General features: G+C 69.9%; 24 protein-coding genes and 1 pseudogene. 21 read left to right on the plus strand and 4 right to left on the minus strand.

Annotation, left to right across the window (positions count from 1 at the left end; translation table 11 throughout):
* The first annotated feature begins 326 nt into the window (after positions 1-326).
* Both ACIQMV_RS08375 and ACIQMV_RS08380 read left to right on the plus strand, forming a co-directional pair.
* Positions 327-797: a DUF6099 family protein gene (locus ACIQMV_RS08375; protein WP_141366160.1), complete on the plus strand. Its 471-nt coding sequence runs from the start codon at positions 327-329 to the stop codon at positions 795-797.
* A gap of 79 nt (positions 798-876) precedes the next feature.
* Positions 877-1,800 carry an LLM class F420-dependent oxidoreductase gene (locus ACIQMV_RS08380; protein ID WP_141357422.1) on the plus strand — a complete coding sequence of 308 codons (924 nt, stop codon included), beginning with the start codon at positions 877-879 and terminating at the stop codon, positions 1,798-1,800.
* A 20-nt stretch (positions 1,801-1,820) separates the two neighbouring features.
* On the opposite strand, the gene ACIQMV_RS08385 is transcribed toward ACIQMV_RS08380, so the two are convergent.
* Positions 1,821-2,309 (minus strand): NUDIX hydrolase, encoded by a 489-nt coding sequence (locus tag ACIQMV_RS08385; RefSeq protein ID WP_402592005.1) that lies wholly within the window; start codon positions 2,307-2,309, stop codon positions 1,821-1,823.
* 281 nt (positions 2,310-2,590) lie between these two features.
* Between ACIQMV_RS08385 and ACIQMV_RS08390 the strand changes: the two genes are divergently transcribed.
* Both ACIQMV_RS08390 and ACIQMV_RS08395 read left to right on the plus strand, forming a co-directional pair.
* Positions 2,591-4,078, plus strand: coding sequence for a 3' terminal RNA ribose 2'-O-methyltransferase Hen1 (locus tag ACIQMV_RS08390; RefSeq protein ID WP_402592006.1), 1,488 nt, complete (start codon positions 2,591-2,593; stop codon positions 4,076-4,078).
* A pseudogene (locus ACIQMV_RS08395) lies at positions 4,075-5,238 on the plus strand (AAA family ATPase); the annotation flags it as partial. The gene ACIQMV_RS08390 and the pseudogene ACIQMV_RS08395, both read left to right, overlap by 4 nt.
* Before the next feature lie 82 nt (positions 5,239-5,320).
* Here the strand turns inward: ACIQMV_RS08395 and ACIQMV_RS08400 are convergent.
* From ACIQMV_RS08400 to ACIQMV_RS08410, 3 genes are all read right to left on the minus strand, one after another.
* Entirely contained in the window at positions 5,321-6,724 is a 1,404-nt protein-coding gene (locus tag ACIQMV_RS08400; protein ID WP_402592007.1) for a tyrosine-type recombinase/integrase, read from the minus strand.
* Between the two features lie 24 nt (positions 6,725-6,748).
* Positions 6,749-7,198: a hypothetical protein gene (locus ACIQMV_RS08405; protein WP_402592008.1), complete on the minus strand. Its 450-nt coding sequence runs from the start codon at positions 7,196-7,198 to the stop codon at positions 6,749-6,751.
* A gap of 154 nt (positions 7,199-7,352) precedes the next feature.
* Positions 7,353-7,784 carry a hypothetical protein gene (locus ACIQMV_RS08410; RefSeq protein ID WP_402592009.1) on the minus strand — a complete coding sequence of 144 codons (432 nt, stop codon included), beginning with the start codon at positions 7,782-7,784 and terminating at the stop codon, positions 7,353-7,355.
* Positions 7,785-8,333: 549 nt separating this feature from the next.
* On the opposite strand from ACIQMV_RS08410, the gene ACIQMV_RS08415 reads away from it, so the two are divergent.
* The 17 genes from ACIQMV_RS08415 to ACIQMV_RS08495 all read left to right on the plus strand — a co-directional run bounded on the left by ACIQMV_RS08415 (position 8,334) and on the right by ACIQMV_RS08495 (position 15,531).
* Positions 8,334-8,564 carry a helix-turn-helix transcriptional regulator gene (locus ACIQMV_RS08415; protein WP_402592010.1) on the plus strand — a complete coding sequence of 77 codons (231 nt, stop codon included), beginning with the start codon at positions 8,334-8,336 and terminating at the stop codon, positions 8,562-8,564.
* A gap of 105 nt (positions 8,565-8,669) precedes the next feature.
* Entirely contained in the window at positions 8,670-9,287 is a 618-nt protein-coding gene (locus tag ACIQMV_RS08420; protein WP_402592011.1) for a hypothetical protein, read from the plus strand.
* Between the two features lie 47 nt (positions 9,288-9,334).
* Positions 9,335-9,571 carry a hypothetical protein gene (locus ACIQMV_RS08425; RefSeq protein ID WP_402592012.1) on the plus strand — a complete coding sequence of 79 codons (237 nt, stop codon included), beginning with the start codon at positions 9,335-9,337 and terminating at the stop codon, positions 9,569-9,571.
* On the plus strand, positions 9,568-9,738 hold the full coding sequence (locus tag ACIQMV_RS08430; protein WP_402592013.1) for a hypothetical protein: 171 nt from the start codon (positions 9,568-9,570) through the stop codon (positions 9,736-9,738). The genes ACIQMV_RS08425 and ACIQMV_RS08430 overlap by 4 nt, the downstream gene beginning before the upstream one ends.
* Positions 9,735-9,959 carry a hypothetical protein gene (locus tag ACIQMV_RS08435; protein ID WP_402592014.1) on the plus strand — a complete coding sequence of 75 codons (225 nt, stop codon included), beginning with the start codon at positions 9,735-9,737 and terminating at the stop codon, positions 9,957-9,959. The genes ACIQMV_RS08430 and ACIQMV_RS08435 overlap by 4 nt, the downstream gene beginning before the upstream one ends.
* Positions 9,959-10,207 (plus strand): phiSA1p31-related protein, encoded by a 249-nt coding sequence (locus tag ACIQMV_RS08440; protein ID WP_402592015.1) that lies wholly within the window; start codon positions 9,959-9,961, stop codon positions 10,205-10,207. Before ACIQMV_RS08435 ends, ACIQMV_RS08440 begins: the two co-directional genes overlap by 1 nt.
* Positions 10,204-10,353, plus strand: a complete 150-nt coding sequence (locus tag ACIQMV_RS08445) for a hypothetical protein (RefSeq protein WP_402592016.1) — start codon at positions 10,204-10,206, stop codon at positions 10,351-10,353. The genes ACIQMV_RS08440 and ACIQMV_RS08445 overlap by 4 nt, the downstream gene beginning before the upstream one ends.
* Positions 10,346-10,636 carry a hypothetical protein gene (locus ACIQMV_RS08450; RefSeq protein WP_402592017.1) on the plus strand — a complete coding sequence of 97 codons (291 nt, stop codon included), beginning with the start codon at positions 10,346-10,348 and terminating at the stop codon, positions 10,634-10,636. Before ACIQMV_RS08445 ends, ACIQMV_RS08450 begins: the two co-directional genes overlap by 8 nt.
* A 103-nt stretch (positions 10,637-10,739) precedes the next feature.
* On the plus strand, positions 10,740-10,919 hold the full coding sequence (locus ACIQMV_RS08455) for a hypothetical protein (protein ID WP_402592018.1): 180 nt from the start codon (positions 10,740-10,742) through the stop codon (positions 10,917-10,919).
* On the plus strand, positions 10,916-11,374 hold the full coding sequence (locus ACIQMV_RS08460; RefSeq protein ID WP_402592019.1) for a hypothetical protein: 459 nt from the start codon (positions 10,916-10,918) through the stop codon (positions 11,372-11,374). Before ACIQMV_RS08455 ends, ACIQMV_RS08460 begins: the two co-directional genes overlap by 4 nt.
* Positions 11,375-11,474: 100 nt before the next feature.
* Complete coding sequence (locus ACIQMV_RS08465) at positions 11,475-11,900, plus strand: hypothetical protein (protein ID WP_402592020.1); 426 nt, start codon at positions 11,475-11,477, stop codon at positions 11,898-11,900.
* A gap of 74 nt (positions 11,901-11,974) precedes the next feature.
* Positions 11,975-12,517 carry a hypothetical protein gene (locus tag ACIQMV_RS08470; RefSeq protein ID WP_402592021.1) on the plus strand — a complete coding sequence of 181 codons (543 nt, stop codon included), beginning with the start codon at positions 11,975-11,977 and terminating at the stop codon, positions 12,515-12,517.
* Positions 12,517-12,843: a hypothetical protein gene (locus ACIQMV_RS08475; RefSeq protein ID WP_402592022.1), complete on the plus strand. Its 327-nt coding sequence runs from the start codon at positions 12,517-12,519 to the stop codon at positions 12,841-12,843. Before ACIQMV_RS08470 ends, ACIQMV_RS08475 begins: the two co-directional genes overlap by 1 nt.
* Before the next feature lie 135 nt (positions 12,844-12,978).
* Positions 12,979-13,101 carry a hypothetical protein gene (locus tag ACIQMV_RS08480; RefSeq protein ID WP_402592023.1) on the plus strand — a complete coding sequence of 41 codons (123 nt, stop codon included), beginning with the start codon at positions 12,979-12,981 and terminating at the stop codon, positions 13,099-13,101.
* Positions 13,098-13,961, plus strand: a complete 864-nt coding sequence (locus tag ACIQMV_RS08485) for a PD-(D/E)XK nuclease-like domain-containing protein (protein WP_402592024.1) — start codon at positions 13,098-13,100, stop codon at positions 13,959-13,961. The genes ACIQMV_RS08480 and ACIQMV_RS08485 overlap by 4 nt, the downstream gene beginning before the upstream one ends.
* A complete protein-coding gene (locus tag ACIQMV_RS08490; RefSeq protein ID WP_402592025.1) occupies positions 13,958-14,821 on the plus strand; it encodes a hypothetical protein in 864 nt (287 codons plus the stop codon). Before ACIQMV_RS08485 ends, ACIQMV_RS08490 begins: the two co-directional genes overlap by 4 nt.
* A 68-nt stretch (positions 14,822-14,889) precedes the next feature.
* Positions 14,890-15,531, plus strand: coding sequence for a hypothetical protein (locus tag ACIQMV_RS08495; protein WP_402592026.1), 642 nt, complete (start codon positions 14,890-14,892; stop codon positions 15,529-15,531).
* Positions 15,532-15,559: the final 28 nt, after the last annotated feature.

The following is a 15,559-nucleotide window of genomic DNA, read 5'->3' on the forward strand; positions in this document are numbered from 1 at the left end:
CCCCAGTTTTCCCATCCCTCAGAGATCAGCAAATCCGTCGTGAGGTGGGGCCGGCTGTACCCGAGGGACTCGGCGACGTCCTCGAGGGTCGCCTCGATCAGTCCGCCGGACTTCTGCGATCCCATGAGGGTGAACAGGGGCGTGAAGGGGGAAGCCCCTCCTCCGTTGTCACTCTCCGAAATCGTTCATCCGACCGAAACCGATTTGTTGTCCGCAGATTTCCGGCTTCCTCTGGCTTTTCGTCCCAGGCGCCTTCACTCTGGGTAGTGAACAAGGGTGTTCGGGCGGACGTGCGAACAGCACGTCGGGACAGACAGGGGCAGCGCATGGACGCGGTGCGGCTCATCCTGGCGAGCAGGCGTGCCCTGGCGGGGAGCGGCGAAGCCCCCGCCATCCTGACCGAGGTGTGGCAGGCGCAAGCCCTGGCGCAGGCGATCGGCAGCCGGCTCGCCGTCTCCGGGCCACCCGAACTACGGGGCGAGGCGCTGGGGTTGACCGAACTGGCGGGCCGGGGCTGCGGAGTCCTCGACGCGCCGGACCTCGATCCGGAGGACTTACGGGCGGCCCTGCTCACCGAACTGGACGACGCCCGGCAGGCGTTGCTGTGCCTGGACGCCCTGCTCGGCGAGGCCGGCATCGCGCTCGTCGGCGTCGCGAGCTCGGCCGCCGACGAGGCCACGTACTGGCAGTGCATGGAGGCGATCGACGCGGCGGACGAGGCCCGCGACAGGGTCCGCGAGATGGTGCGGAAACTGGCCGCGCGGGAGGAGGCGCCGCCGGAGAGGGAGGCGATTTGACCCGACCGGGGGCGGGAGGGCGACGGGACCCGGTGAGGCCCGTGCGCCGGTGGGCCCGCCGGCGTGCAGGATGGGGAGCATGGATCTTCGCATCTTCACCGAGCCCCAGCAGGGGGCGACCTACGACACCTTGCTCACCGTGGCGAAGGCCACCGAGGACCTGGGGTTCGACGCCTTCTTCCGCTCCGACCACTTCCTCCACATGGGCGACGTGGACGGCCTGCCCGGACCCACCGACGCCTGGATCACCCTCGCCGGACTCGCCCGCGAGACCAAGCGCATCCGGCTCGGCACGCTCATGACGGCTGCCACCTTCCGGCTGCCCGGCGTGCTCGCCGTCCAGGTCGCCCAGGTGGACCGGATGTCCGGCGGCCGGGTCGAACTGGGCCTGGGAGCGGGCTGGTTCGCCGAGGAGCACAAGGCGTACGGCATCCCCTTCCCGAAGGAGAAGTTCGGCCGCCTGGAGGAGCAGCTGGCCATCGTCACGGGGATGTGGGCGACGGAGGCCGGCAAGACCTTCGACTTCCGTGGGACGTACTACGAGCTCAGCGGTTCGCCCGCGCTGCCGAAGCCCGCACAGGCGAAGATCCCGGTGCTCGTCGGCGGGCTCGGAGCGACCCGCACGCCGCGCCTCGCCGCCCAGTACGCCGACGAGTTCAACGTCCCGTTCGCCTCCATCGAGGACAGCGAGCGGCAGTTCGGCCGGGTCCGGGCCGCCGCGGAGGCGGCCGGCCGGCGCCCCGACGACCTCACGTACTCCAACGCCCTCGTCGTCTGCGTCGGCCGGGACGACCAGGAGGTCGCCCGCCGTGCCGCCGCGATCGGCCGTGAGGTCGACGAACTGAAGGCCAACGGCCTGGCCGGCTCACCGGCCGAGGTCGTCGACAAGATCGGCCGCTACGCCGCGATCGGCGCCGGCCGGATCTACCTCCAGATCCTCGACCTGTCCGACCTTGACCACCTGGAACTGATCTCCACCCAGGTGCAGTCGCAGCTCTCCTAGCGGCCTGGGCGGGCCGGGGCTCACACCCACGGCTCGCCCTCCCGCAGGCACACCACCGTGGCGTTCAGCGCCGCCTCGTGCAGCGCGGTGAGGGTCCGGGCCCCGGCGGCGAGCCGTGTGCCGGGCAGATCGGCAGGGGCGAACCAGCCGTGCCGGTCGTGCTCGACGCTGAGCCGAACGGTCGTGTGCGAGCCGCCGGGGAGCGTGCCGCCGTAGAAGAAGCAGTCCAGGACCGGGCCGGTGCCCAGCACGTCCACGCGGTGGTCCATGCCGATCAGCCGGGGCACGGGCCCGAGTTCGATGCCCGTCTCCTCGCGCATCTCCCGCCGGGCCGCCGCCCAGGGGTCCTCGCCGTGGTCCAGCATCCCGCCGGGCAGCCACCAACCGCCCGTCATCGGCTGACCGGGGCCGTAGCGCAGGAGCAGGACGCGGCCGTCGCCGTCCAGCACCACCACACACGCGGCGAGGAGCGCCTGCGGCTGCGTCCTCACCCATTCCTCGCGGGGCATCCACTCCACCACTGATCGCCTCCCGGACGGTCTCGCACCGGCGCCCCGTGCCACGGGCTCGGCCCGGCTGATCCCGATGCCGGCCGTCTCGCCTCTTCTCCTGTTTCCCGACAACGATGCCCCGACCGTGGGGTGGTGGCCGGTGAATATTGGAAGGCACAGGTCCGGACCCCTGTGCGAAGGTGAGGGCGTCGTCCTGCCGAGCCCCCGGGATCACCGTCCTCGGGGGCTTTGGCGTACACGGCTCCGCAGTCGTCCATCCAGCCGGAGAGGCCCTCCGCATGTTCCTGACCATCACCACCACCGGCACGTCCGAACACCCCGCGACCGACCTCGGTTTCCTGCTGCACAAGCACCCGGGCAAGTCACAGGCGTTCTCCACCTCCTACGGCACCGCGCACGTCCTCTACCCCGAGGCGGACGATCAGCGCTGCACGGCGGCGCTGCTGCTGGAGGTCGACACGGTGGCCCTGGTCCGGCGGGGCAAGGGCAAGGGACGCGGCGGCGCCCCCGACGCGGCGCTCGCGCAGTACGTCAACGACCGCCCCTACGCGGCCTCTTCGCTGCTCGCCGTGGCGCTGAGCGCCGTGTTCTCCAGCGCGCTGCGCGGGGTGTGCCACGCGCGGCCCGAACTCCCGTCCCGGCCACGCCCGTTGCGCATCGAGGTACCCGCGCTCCCGGCCCGCGGCGGCCCCGCCCTCGTACAGCGCCTGTTCGAACCGCTCGGCTGGACGGTCAGCGCCGAACCGGTCGCGCTGGACGCCGAGTTCCCCGAGTGGGGTGACTCGCGCTATGTCCGGCTCGTGCTGGAGTCGGAGGCGGTGACCCTTGCCCAGGCCCTGCGCCACCTCTACGTCCTGCTCCCCGTCCTCGACGACGCCAAGCACTACTGGGTCGCACCCGACGAGGTCGACAAGCTGCTCCGGGCGGGCGAGGGCTGGCTGCCCGAGCACCCGGAACAGAAGCTGATCACCAGCCGCTACCTCGCGCGCCGCTGGTCGCTGACCCGGGAGGCGATGGAGCGACTGGAGCTGGTGCGGCTGGCCGAGGCCGACGACAGCGGGGTCGATGAGCTCGACAACGCCGTGGCGGAGGAGACCGGGACCGAGGAGAAGCCGACGCCGCTGGCCGTGCGGCGGCGGGACGCGATCGTCGCGGCGCTGCACGAGCGCGGTGCCGCCCGGGTCCTCGACCTCGGCTGCGGGCAGGGCCAGTTGGTGCAGGCGCTGCTGCGGGACGCGCGGTTCACCGAGATCGTCGGCGTGGACGTGTCGGTACGGGCCCTCACCATCGCCGCCCGGCGGCTGAAGCTGGACCGGATGGGGGAGCGGCAGTCCGCCCGCGTCACGCTCCGGCAGGGCTCGCTCGTCTACACCGACAAGCAGCTCAAGGGCTACGACGCCGCCGTGCTCAGTGAGGTGATCGAGCACCTCGATCTGCCCCGGCTGCCCGCCCTGGAGTACGCGGTGTTCGGCGCCGCCCGCCCTCGCACCGTCCTCGTGACCACTCCGAACGTCGAGTACAACGTCCGCTGGGAGACCCTCTCCGCCGGGCACGCACGGCACGGCGACCACCGCTTCGAGTGGACCCGCGAGGAGTTCGGCCAGTGGGCGCACACCGTGGCCGAACGCCACGGCTACGACGTCGAGTTCCGCCCCATCGGCCCCGACGACCCCGAGGTCGGACCGCCCACCCAGATGGCCGTCTTCACCCTCGGGACCACCAAGGACACCAAGGACACCAGCGTGAAGGAGGCGACGGCGGCATGACCGGGACACAGAGCCCCACAGGACGAGGACGCGTCCTGCCCGTGACCGACCTCTCCCTCGTCGTCCTCGTCGGCGCCTCCGGTTCGGGCAAGTCCACCTTCGCCCGGCGCCACTTCAAGCCCACCGAGGTCCTCTCCTCGGACTTCTGCCGCGGCCTGGTCTCCGACGACGAGAACGACCAGGGCGCCACTCGCGACGCCTTCGACGTGCTGCACTACATCGCCGGCAAGCGCCTGGCGGCCGGCCGCCGCACCGTCGTCGACGCCACCAGCGTGCAGCAGGACGCCCGGCGCCGGCTGATCGACCTGGCGAAGAGCCACGACGTGCTGCCCATCGCCATCGTGCTCGACGTACCGGAGGAGGTGTGCGCCGAGCGCAACGCGGCCCGCACCGACCGGGCCGACATGCCGCGCCGGGTGATCCGGCGGCACACCCGCGAACTGAGGCGCTCGCTGCGGCACCTGGAGCGCGAGGGCTTCCGCAAGGTGCACGTGCTGCGCGGGGTCGACGAGGTCGAGAACGCGTCGGTCGTCACCGAGAAGCGCTTCAACGACCTCACCCAGCTCACCGGCCCGTTCGACATCATCGGCGACATCCACGGCTGCTCCGCCGAACTGGAAGCACTGCTGGCCAAGTTGGGCTACGCCGACGGGGCGCACCCCGAGGGCCGTACCGCGGTCTTCGTCGGCGACCTGGTCGACCGCGGCCCGGACAGCCCGGGTGTGCTGCGCCGGGTGATGTCCATGGTCGAGGCGGGCGACGCGCTGTGCGTGCCGGGCAACCACGAGAACAAGTACGGGCGCCACCTCAAGGGCCGCAAGGTCCAGCACACCCACGGACTCGCCGAGACCATCGCGCAGATGGAGGGGGAGAGCGAGGAGTTCAAGGCGCGGGTGAGGGAGTTCATCGACGGCCTGGTCAGCCACTACGTCCTCGACGGCGGGCGGCTGGTGGTCAGCCACGCCGGCCTGCCGGAGAAGTACCACGGCCGCACCTCCGGCCGGGTGCGCTCGCACGCGCTCTACGGCGACACCACCGGGGAGACGGACGAGTTCGGCCTGCCGGTGCGCTACCCGTGGGCGGAGGACTACCGCGGCCGGGCGGCCGTGGTCTACGGCCACACCCCGGTCCCGGAGGCCACCTGGCTGAACAACACCATCAGTCCCAACCACACCCCACCAGCCACCCCCGCCGCCACGCCGCCAACCGGCCACCGTGACACCGCAGCAAGAAATGCGCAGGTCAGAGGACCAGAGCGGGTGACACTGAGGCTTCGACACCCTCACTCTGGGGGGCGTCAGCAGGCGCCGGAATCGCAGCTTCGAAATCCTGGGGAGCGGCTGGGGAGATCGTTTTCGACTCGCCCTCAAACCAGTTCTGCATCGCCGTCCTGCCCCGGCCATCCGCCTCGGGCATCATGTGCGCGTAGATCCGGAGTGTGATCGACGGATCCGCATGGCCTAGCCACTTCGAGACTGACACAACCGACTCCCGCGCGTCCAGCTGCACACTGGCGAACGTGTGCCGCAGCGAGTGGAAGCCCATCTCCCGGTCCTCCGCATACCGCTTCACCGTCCGGAACCGGCCCGGCCTCCCCGCGATCGGACGCTGCGACACCTTCGGCGGATCGACCAGCCCGGCCGCCTCCAAGGCTGGCTTCCAGAACGCGTCGTTGAAGTAGTCCCGCCGCCAGGCCCCGCCCCGCGGCGCAGTCAGCAGCAGCCCGAACGTCCGCGGCGCCCGCTCCTTGATCTCCTTCTCCGTCTCGCCCTCCTCCGGATCCCCCCACGGCAGCGTCACCGCCTTCGCCGGCCACCGCTCGAGGTGTTCCCGCACTCTGGCCAGCAGGTGGGCGGGTACCGGCACGGTGCGGGTCTTGCGGCCCTTCGGCAGGGCGTACACGAGTTTCGACCCCACCTTCTTTATCTGCCTCTGCACGCGGATCACCTGGGCCTCGTAGTCGATGTCCTCGACCGCGAGCCCGAACACCTCACCCTGTCGCAGGCCCGCACCAACGCCGAGGTCCACGGCGAGTTCCACCCGCTCGTCGATCAGGGACCGCACCAAAAGCACCCGTTCGCGCGACCACGCGCTCGCGCGCGGCTCGGGCCGGGCCGGCGGGCGCACGGTCTTCTGGGAACGGCAGTAGTTCTTGGTGATGCGCTCGTCGTCGACTGCGGCCTGCAGGATGGCAGAGAGCCCGCCCCACACGTCGTTGACGGTGCCCGGACCAAGCTGGGCGTTGAGCGTCTTCAGCCAGGCCCGCAGCTGCGGCGTCTTGATCCCGTTGAGAGGCTTCGATCCCAGATGGGTGAGGATGTGATTCCACACCTTCCCCTTGATCGTGGCCCGGGTGATCGGGTCGGCGTAGTCCTGGTTCGGCCACCAGTGGTCTTCGATGTACTCCCGCAGCGGCATGGTCCCGTCGCGGGGGTCGATGAACTCGCCCCGGGATGACTCGTGCTGAGCCTTCGCCAGCCAGGCCTTGGCGCCATCGATGCCGGTGAGTTTGTCAAAGGAGCGGTCTCGCACGCCCGGTACGCCGGCCACCCGGTAGCGCTTGCCCTGGCCGTTCCGCTCCGTCTCGATCGTGCGCTTGCCTTGGGAGTCCTTCTTGAACCAGCGGTCCTCAATGTAGCCAGCCATGCAGTACCCCTTGGATGGTGCGGGTCAGGCAGCGGCACTGCCCGGGGAGTCCATGGTGACGATCTCACCCTCCCAGTACTGGAACCACTGTCCGCCAGCAAGGAAACGCTCCATCGCCGGATTCATCACCTTGACGAGGAGCTCGGCGGGGGTGCCGGGGTAGACGTGGAACCGGACGGTGCCGCAGTCTTCGCGGATCTGCACGCAGGTGGTCAGGTCGACGTCAGGGTCGGCCTTGTACTGCACGGTGAGGGGACTGGCGGGGGAGTTGGCGCTGATGACCTGGCCGCGCCAGATCTGGAACCACGTGCGCCGGTCGACGAAGCGCCTCAGCTCGGCGTTCAGGGGCTGGAGGTAGTCGTCGGCCATCGCGCCTTCGCGGAGCTTGAAGGTGACCCGACCTCGGGTTTCCTCTATCGCGACGAGTTGGCCCGGGTTGAGGTTGTTGGTGGCTTCGTACACAACGCGCAGCATGCGCCCTCCCCTAGGTGCGGTGCGCTTGTGCCTTATGAGCCGGAAGCGCACGGTCACGGAAGGGTACGCGCCATCAACAGGCAGCCACAATCGGTCCTAAGAATGTCTATATAGAGACCTTCCCGATCAACCGACGACGCGCTACAGCGCCCCGCTAACCGTTCTCGCGTCGCGCACGCTCATCCGCCTCGATCATCGCCCGCCAGCGGCGCAGCTCAGACTCGGGCATCCCGGCCAGATGGCCGACGATGATGCGGACCTCGTCGTTGTAGCCGGCCAGCTCGGTCGCCTCGTACTCCAGCCACTGCGCTGCGGCGGCAGCCTTGACGCGCCGCTCGCTGACACGAAGGGCGATAGCGAGCGCCCTCAACTGCTTGGGGGTGGGCGACTTGGCCGGCGGGTTGTCGACGAGGCGCTGCAGGTAGGGCTTGGACAGGCGGGTTCCCGAGTCGGGGTCGACGGCACGCTCGGCCATCTTGGAGTAGGAGAGGCCGCGGTGGTTGGCGTCGAGGATGAGCTGTGAGAGTGCACCGCGGGAGCCCGGCTCGTCCGTCCCGGTTCGCGGGTCGGTGGCCGCTGCCGTCATGTCCTCTTCCTCTCGGGTCACTGCAGATACCGGCTGTCTCTATAGGGGGCGGATGGACTCCGGAAAAATACCAGCTCAGTCCGTACAACCATCTGGCAGTCCGAGACGGTTCGTCTACGGATTGATGCTATCGGGCCACAATCTTTGCCGATAGTCGACCCTCGGCCGTCTCGGATCCGTAGACGAACCGTCTCGACTATGCTTTGCTATGTCAGGCAAACAGCCCGCACGATCCGGGGGATACGTGAGCCGAAGAAACTCAAGCCGCCGCTGGACACTCCGCAACAGAGACGTCCTCGAGCACTACATGCAGCACCCCGGCCGAGGGCAGGCCTACTCGGTCCGCACCCTCGCCGAAGAGTCCGGCGTCAGCAAGGGCGTGATCGAGAAGCTGCTCACCGGCAGGCAATGCACCGCCGACGTCGACGACGCAATAGCCATCTCGGAGACCGTCGGTAGCGCCATCAACCCCCTTTTCGCGCCCCCAGCGTCTCCGAATCCGAACCGAACGTCTCGAACCTCAACCCCCACCGAGGAGGAGTAACCCCCATGCCCAAGTCCAACAAGACCAAGACCCCGCCGAAGGGCTGGCTCTGGAGCGAAGACGCCGCCGACTACCTGGGCGTCCACGTCACCACCCTCTACCGCTGGCGCCGCGACGGCATCGGACCGTCCAGCAAGCGCCTCGGGTTCCGCTACTACGCCTACAAGGTCAGCGACCTTGACGCCTGGCTCAACGGCGACACCGCCCGCGACAAGCCGGCCCGCGCCGCCGCCTGAGCCGGCCCCCGCCGCCTGACGGCAAACGAAGAGGCCGCCCCGCTGCAGACGGGAACGGCCTCGCGATCCCACACCCAGAACGCAAGAGAAAGGGACCGCAGGTCCATGATTCCACAGACCGACTACTCCGAGATCGCAGCCCGCTTCGCCCAGAACGCGGCCAGCCACCGCATGACCGTCCTGCACGCCGACAACCTTTACCGGCACCTCCGGTTCGAGGGCCCGGCGGACAGCGGCATCGGCGCCTTTGAGCTGATCACGTGGCCGTACAACCTCGTCGTGAAGGCGGGTTGGACGTTCCACTTCGACATCGACGCCACCCCGGACATGTTCGTCCTGTTCCGGCGCACCGCCCTCACTGGGCAGATCAACCCCGGCTACTGGCAAGAGAAGGTCCGGGCCGGACGCGACGAGATCGAGGGCTTCAACCCGGACCTCTTCGAGAAGCAGGTCAAGCAGCACGTCGTCGAAGCGATCCGCAACGGTGACGCGCCGCGCGGCATCGGCGCCGAAGTCGCCCGCGACATCTTCGAGTGGGGCGACATCAGCCACGAGGCCGGAGCCCGCAAGGAACTGGACGACTTCCGCTACGAGGGATGGACCTTCGGCGAGACGTGGGAGTGGAACTTCTGCGACTACACGCCGGGCTTCCTGCACTGCTGCCACGCGATCCGCCACGGCATCGACCTGTACGACGCCACCCGGAAGGCGGTGGCCGCGTGAGGCGCTTCCCGTACCTGCGGCTCGCGGTTGAGAGCCTTGCCGCTGGCATGGCTTCGGCTGCCTTCGCGAACGGCGTCTGGCTGCTGGCCGCCGGCGACTTTCCGTCGCTGCTCACCTCGCTGCTGCTGTCCGAGGCGGTGATCGCCGCCTGGTCGATCGGTCAGGCGGCCCGGTTCCGCCGGAAGTGGCAGGCGGTTCTCGCCTCCTACGGCCTGCCCGCGCTGGGTGAGGGGATCGATATCCCGCACCGGCCGCTGGCCGACGACGAGGAGCCGGAGCAGTGACCCGCCCGATCTCCGACTTGGACGTCCCGCTGCCGACGCTGCGCGACCGGATCGCCGCCCTGGTTGCACGGCAGAACGCCCAGCGCGCCAACCGCTCCGCCGCACGCCTGCGGAACCTGCCCGCCCCCACCGACACCCGCCCCAACACCCGCCAGGAGGCGTCGTGACCGAGTACCCCACCGAGATCGCTGGCGTGACGGTCGGCCTGGGCGACGACCACGAGCGGGTGTGTCTCGACACCCGCGACGGCCACCTCGTCATCAGCCTCGCCCCTGGCGTTCAGATCGTCTGCGACCGGGCCGGCCAGGCCACCCTCGACAAGCTCGCCACCGTCGCGGCCAACGCCGCCACCGTCAACCGGTCCCGCAGCCTCCGCGAGGTGGCGTGATGACCAGTCTCCTCGACGGGCACGTCATCGACCTGGACCGCATGCAGGTCGCTGTGGACGGCTCCCGCTGGCTGTGGACGTGCGACGTGTCCGAGTCCGGCCAGCCGCTCATGCAACGCCTCGACGGGCACGGCACGGTCTTAACGCTGCCGGAGGTGTACGGGCAGCACGGCCCGCTCACCGCCGCACCCCAGCCCGTCACCGCCGCCATGTGCCGCCAGGTCCTCCTCTACGGGGCAACCGCATGACCGCCCCCACCCCGACCCCGGCGCCGGACGCGGAGCCCATCTGCTGGCCGGTCCCGGACTGGGTCACCGACCCGGACACCCGCGAATCCATCGCAGTCGGACACCTCCAGGTCCACCCCGACTTCATGGGAGGCAGCAATGCCTGAGCCGATTGAACTGACCGCAGGTGTCGTCACCGAGATCGTCTTCCTGGACCCGAACCGTCCGCACACCGAGCCGGACGAGCGCGGCTGCCCCGACTGCGGTCAGCCCGCCTACGACTCCGGATGCGAGTCGCCCGGCTGCAACGGCTGGGGCTGCCCCGACTGCGGCACCGGATGCGACCTCGACTTCGTCAGCGCCGAGCTGGGCGGCCAGTGCTCCGCCTACGCCGACGGTGAGGACGCCGTCGACGAGTACCTGGACGACGACGAGGAGGCCGCCTCGTGATCACCGCGATCGTCAACGGCCTGCTCGTAGCCGGGACCGTCTTCCTCCTCCTCTTCGGCGAGTACATCGCCGACCGGATCACGCACCGCAAGGGGGCCAGCCGATGACGCTCCGCCAGCTCGCCGACCTGCGCCTCCGGTTCGCGCCCGGCCTGTTCGCCATCGACCCGGTCGAAGCCGCCGACGCCTGGACGAGCCTCTGCGACCTGCGCATCGCCCAAGCCGCCGCCTACCGCCGCGACCTCAACCGCATCGACCCGACCACCGGCAAGGAGCAGCCGTGAGCCTCCTGGACATCCGCACCCGCGCCAAGCACCGCAGAAAGTCCCGGTCGGAGCTGGTCAAGCTGGTCGGCCAGTTCGAGCGGGAAGCCGACAAGAACGCCTGCAAGTTCATCGAGATGACCACCGAGATCGAAGCACTCCGCGCCGACCGAAACCACCTCGCCAACCGGCTGGACGAGCAGGCGGTCGCCCACACGGCGGTCGTCGACGGCCTGGTCGCCGAACGCGACGAACTCCGCGACCAGCTTTCCGCCATGTGCGTCAAGTTCGGCCCGCAGCTCGCCGCCGAAGCCAACGCGAACCGGGTCGACGTGCCGCCGATGGAACGTCCGATCGACGGACCCGAGGACCAAGCAACCGAACCGATCCGCGTCATCACCCTGCAGGAAGCGTTCGGCACCGACCCGGCCCGCGTCCCGTCGTGGGCGCGCACCGAGCCGGACCCGGCCGCATAGACCCGCCGGCCGGGCGGAGACATCGATCCCGCCCGGTCGGCGACCAACCCCGCCGCGATCAGTGGGCGGGAATCCACCACTACCCAGAGGAGAGCCCACCATGACCGAAACCTACGAGGCCCAGCAGTGCCGCATTGCCGCACTCCACACCTACGAGCGGGCGGCAAAGGCCCGCGCGGCCGGACTCGCTAGCGAGGACGACGTTGCCACGGCGCGACAGGCCGCCCTTGACGCTGGCGCCGCCCACAACGCGCTGGTCTGCGCCGCCGACGGGTTCATCCCCGAGAAGGTCCGCACCACCGACTACCCGCACCCCGTCGGGACGATCGTGTCCGGCACGTCCGGCCTGCACACCGTCGTCGACCGGGACGGGTGGGCGTTCCTCGCCTGCTGCACCGAGCACCACACCCAGGGCCGCGCGAACGGCTACTTCCCCCAGGTCAGCCACGGCCGCCACCTTGCCCGGGTCGAGCCCTCGGATATCGACAGCTACGACTGCCGCTTCCCCAACGGCTTCTTCGGCTGACCACGACAAGAACCCCCCGGACGCTCGTATCGCCCGGGGGATCCCACCCCAGTAGATCACGGAGGGAACCCCAAATGATCGGTGAGATCACCGAGTACAAGATGATCGCCCACGGCGAGCAGCGGTACACCATCCGCGACGCCATCCAGGCCGCGCCCGGGCTGGTCGTGTTCCGCATGCCCGCCGAGCACGCCATCAACGACCCGGCCCGCTGGCGGATCGGCCACCACGAAGGCCTCGGCATCGCCGAAGCCATGCGCGGCGAAGACGCACTCAAGGGCGTCGAGATCCTCAAGCGCACCGGCATCGACTGGACACAGGACGCCGACACGATCCAGGCCACCGTCACCGGCGAGGCCGCCCGCGAGCTGTACTCGAAGCTCTCCTACGCCTGGTGCGAGGCGCCCGGCAGCGCCTACATGCCCGGCGACGTGACCAGCAACGGCACCTACACCGACGCCGACGTACAGACGGCGGCCGACGAGTTCAAGGCCGACAAGTTCAGCGCCTACGACATCTTGCTCGCGATGACGTACCGCGTCCCGTGGATGGGCCTCGACACCGAACCGTTCAACGAAGCCCACGACCGGATCGTCCGCGCGGCAGGAGCTGAGTGATGGGCCTCTACCACACCGTGAGCCTCACCTACGGCTTCGAGATCCCCACCAGCATCGACCTGGACGAGATCGACCGCGCCACCGGTGACCAGGACCACCACCCCGACGGCGTCGGCTACATCGTCGTCGGCGACCTGGACAAGCTGCTCCTCGTCACCCGCTACATGCGGGCCAGCGAGAACACCGTCGTCCGCCTCACCGCCGACGACCTCGCCTCGCCCGCCGAGCTGGCCGCATGGGAGGCCTCGCTGCACGCCGTCGCCGTCCGCCTCGGCCACACGGATCACCCGGCGCCCGCCTGGCTGCTGACCCACAACTACAGCTGATCGCCTGACCCACACCTCCCATACCGGCTGTTGGCGCCACCCCTCCCCGCGCGCCACAGCACCCAAGGCGGCCCGCCCCGCACCCACCCCCAGCGGGGCGAGCCGCCCCACCTCGCACACCTTCAGGAAGGCCACATGAGCACCGAAAGCACCACAAACCACACCGGGCCACTCGCCTGCACCCGCTGCGGCGACGAGGACGGACCCTTCACCCGAGACGGCCTCTGCGAGAACTGCGCGGACGGAGACGGCCAGTGACCGCCGCCGTGGAGGTTGAGGCCCCGCAGATCGTGGACGGGCTTCCGGCGGACGAATACCACGCAGACAAGACGTCGATCTCCTCGACCGGCCTGCGCTCCCTCCTCGCCCCCGGCTGCCCCGCACAGTTCAAGTACGACCGCGACAACCCCGCCGCCCCGAAGCGGGAGTTCGACCTCGGCAACGCCGTCCACACCCTCGTGCTGAGCGAGGGCCACGACTTCAAGGTCATCGACTACCCGGACTACAAGAAGAAGGACGCCCAACTCCAGCGGGACGCCGCCTACGCCGCGGGCAAGGTGCCGCTCCTGCCGAAGGAGAAGAAGCAGGTCGACGCGATGGCCGACGCCGTCCGCCAGCACCCGCTCGCCGGCCCCCTGTTCGCGCCCGGCACTGGTGTCGCGGAGCGGTCGATCTACTGGACCGACGCGGCTACCGGCGTCCGCTGCCGGGTCCGCCCGGACTGGCTGAAGCAGATGCCCGGCCTCACCCTGTGCGTCGACATCAAGACCACGAAGGACGCCAACCCGGAGGCCGTGTCCCGCGCGATCCGGGACTACTCGTATCACCAGCAGGACGCCTTCTACACCGACGGCATCGAGGCCGCGGGCCTGGCCCCGGACGGCTGCCGGTTCATCTTCGTCTTCATCTCGAAGCAGGCCCCGCACCTGATCACCGTGCGGGAGCTCACCCAGCAGGACCGCGACATCGGCCGCGCCCGCAACGAACGCGCCCTCCGCATGTACGCCGACTGTGCAGCCAGCGACCAGTGGCCCGACTGGACCGGGCCCGTCACCGAAATCCCCCAGATCGGCATGCCGAGCTGGGACACGATCCGACAGGCAGAGGAATACCTGTGACCAGCAACGAGATCGCCACCCGAGACGAAGAGACCGCAGCCGTCTCCGCCTACCTCGCCGCCGACCCGCCGACCGAGTCGGAACTGGAAGCGTGGGCCCGCGACGCCATCGCCATCTCCAACATCGCCGCCAACATCGCCACCACCAGCCTCGCCGGCGCGTACCGCGGCAAGCCGGACGAGGTCACCGCCGTGATCCTCGCCGGACACGAGCTGGGCATCCAGCCGATGACCTCCCTCAAGAGCATCGACGTCATCCAGGGCCAGCCCGCCCTGCGAGCGCACGCCATGCGCGGACTGCTCCAGGCGAAGGGCCACGAGATCGAGCTCGTCGAATCCGACGACGACCACTGCGTGATGCGGGGGCGCCGCAAGGGCTCCGAGACCTGGCAGACCGTCGTCTGGGACATCGACCGCGCCCGCTTGATGGGGCTGTTGAACAAGGATCAGTGGAAGAAGCAGCGGAAGACGATGCTGATCAACCGGGCCACTGGCGAGATCTGCCGCCTCGTCGCCTCGGACGCCCTGCACGGCATGCCCTACGCAGCTGAGGAACTGGACGGCTACGCGCACGGCGAGATCGCCCGGCCGAAGCGGGCACCGCTCTCTGTCGCGGCCCTGACCGCGCCCGCGCCGCAGGCCGACCCCGAGACCCCGGCCGCCGACCCGGATGTGGTGGACGTCGACACCGACGACGACCACGCCGCCGCCGTCCAGGAACTCCGGGAGTTCGGCGTCGAGCGGGGCATCGCCTCGGACATCGACCAGCTCGCCTATGAGGCGCTCGGCGCCCCGCTGGATCACGTCGCGGCCACCGCCATCCGCGACCTCACCGCCAAGCTCCGCAACGCCGCCGCCTGACCATCCCCGACGGCCGCCCCGCCCGCCGCTAACAGGCGGGGCGGCCTCCCAAGAGGAGACCACACATCGTGATCATCAACCACCGTGCCGAGGCGCTGCGCCTGGCCGAAGAGTCGCACAGCGTCGTGCGCCCCAACGACGAGGGGCACTGCGAGGCGGACCGCCTGCTCGCCGAAGCCCACGTCCACGCCGCCCTTGCCCGCGACGAGGAGCAGGCGGCACGGCACGCCGACATGCGGGACGCGCTCCGGCTGCTGCGCGGCCGCGAGTACGACATCCGCAAGGTCGTCTCCACGCACATCGCCAAGGCCCTTGCCAGCCGGGAGCCGAACCGGTGGAAGGCCGGACGCAGCCTCGCCCAGGCCCTCGACGAGGCCGACTGCAACCTGGACGACGCCATCGACGCCCGACTCTCCGAAGACGGCTGGGACCCCCGCTCCGCCTGGAAGTCCGTCAGCTCCGCCGTCCCGGCCGACGACCCCTGGGCCGTGAAGCCGGACATCACCGCCGACATCCCCGAGCCGGTCCTCCGCGTCATCGCCGGCCACCTCGCGGAAGCCCTCCTCGACAGCCGCGACACCGAGCTCCAGAAGTGGGCGCGCGGCATCGCCTACGAGCTCAAGCGCGAGGGCGCCGACCTCACCGAGGCGATCAAGACCCGCATCACCGACCTCACCCTCGGCACCGACCCGTCCGAGCCCCCGTTCTAGCCCGAACCGCCGCCGGGGAGCTCCGCAC

The sequence above is a fragment of the Streptomyces sp. NPDC091412 genome, assembly GCF_044756885.1.
Lineage (GTDB): Bacteria > Actinomycetota > Actinomycetes > Streptomycetales > Streptomycetaceae > Streptomyces.

Bases quoted from the DNA above. Each gene is read 5' to 3' on its own strand.
- ACIQMV_RS08375 (WP_141366160.1), top strand. From the start codon at position 327: ATGGACGCGGTGCGGCTCATCCTGGCGAGCAGGCGTGCCCTGGCGGGG.
- ACIQMV_RS08410 (WP_402592009.1), bottom strand. From the start codon at position 7,784: ATGACGGCAGCGGCCACCGACCCGCGAACCGGGACGGACGAGCCGGGC.
- ACIQMV_RS08400 (WP_402592007.1), bottom strand. From the start codon at position 6,724: ATGGCTGGCTACATTGAGGACCGCTGGTTCAAGAAGGACTCCCAAGGC.
- ACIQMV_RS08445 (WP_402592016.1), top strand. From the start codon at position 10,204: ATGACCGCCCCCACCCCGACCCCGGCGCCGGACGCGGAGCCCATCTGC.
- ACIQMV_RS08440 (WP_402592015.1), top strand. From the start codon at position 9,959: ATGACCAGTCTCCTCGACGGGCACGTCATCGACCTGGACCGCATGCAG.
- ACIQMV_RS08470 (WP_402592021.1), top strand. From the start codon at position 11,975: ATGATCGGTGAGATCACCGAGTACAAGATGATCGCCCACGGCGAGCAG.
- ACIQMV_RS08475 (WP_402592022.1), top strand. From the start codon at position 12,517: ATGGGCCTCTACCACACCGTGAGCCTCACCTACGGCTTCGAGATCCCC.
- ACIQMV_RS08405 (WP_402592008.1), bottom strand. From the start codon at position 7,198: ATGCTGCGCGTTGTGTACGAAGCCACCAACAACCTCAACCCGGGCCAA.
- ACIQMV_RS08455 (WP_402592018.1), top strand. From the start codon at position 10,740: ATGACGCTCCGCCAGCTCGCCGACCTGCGCCTCCGGTTCGCGCCCGGC.
- ACIQMV_RS08425 (WP_402592012.1), top strand. From the start codon at position 9,335: ATGGCTTCGGCTGCCTTCGCGAACGGCGTCTGGCTGCTGGCCGCCGGC.
- ACIQMV_RS08385 (WP_402592005.1), bottom strand. From the start codon at position 2,309: ATGCCCCGCGAGGAATGGGTGAGGACGCAGCCGCAGGCGCTCCTCGCC.
- ACIQMV_RS08465 (WP_402592020.1), top strand. From the start codon at position 11,475: ATGACCGAAACCTACGAGGCCCAGCAGTGCCGCATTGCCGCACTCCAC.
- ACIQMV_RS08390 (WP_402592006.1), top strand. From the start codon at position 2,591: ATGTTCCTGACCATCACCACCACCGGCACGTCCGAACACCCCGCGACC.
- ACIQMV_RS08415 (WP_402592010.1), top strand. From the start codon at position 8,334: ATGCCCAAGTCCAACAAGACCAAGACCCCGCCGAAGGGCTGGCTCTGG.
- ACIQMV_RS08380 (WP_141357422.1), top strand. From the start codon at position 877: ATGGATCTTCGCATCTTCACCGAGCCCCAGCAGGGGGCGACCTACGAC.
- ACIQMV_RS08480 (WP_402592023.1), top strand. From the start codon at position 12,979: ATGAGCACCGAAAGCACCACAAACCACACCGGGCCACTCGCCTGCACC.
- ACIQMV_RS08420 (WP_402592011.1), top strand. From the start codon at position 8,670: ATGATTCCACAGACCGACTACTCCGAGATCGCAGCCCGCTTCGCCCAG.
- ACIQMV_RS08450 (WP_402592017.1), top strand. From the start codon at position 10,346: ATGCCTGAGCCGATTGAACTGACCGCAGGTGTCGTCACCGAGATCGTC.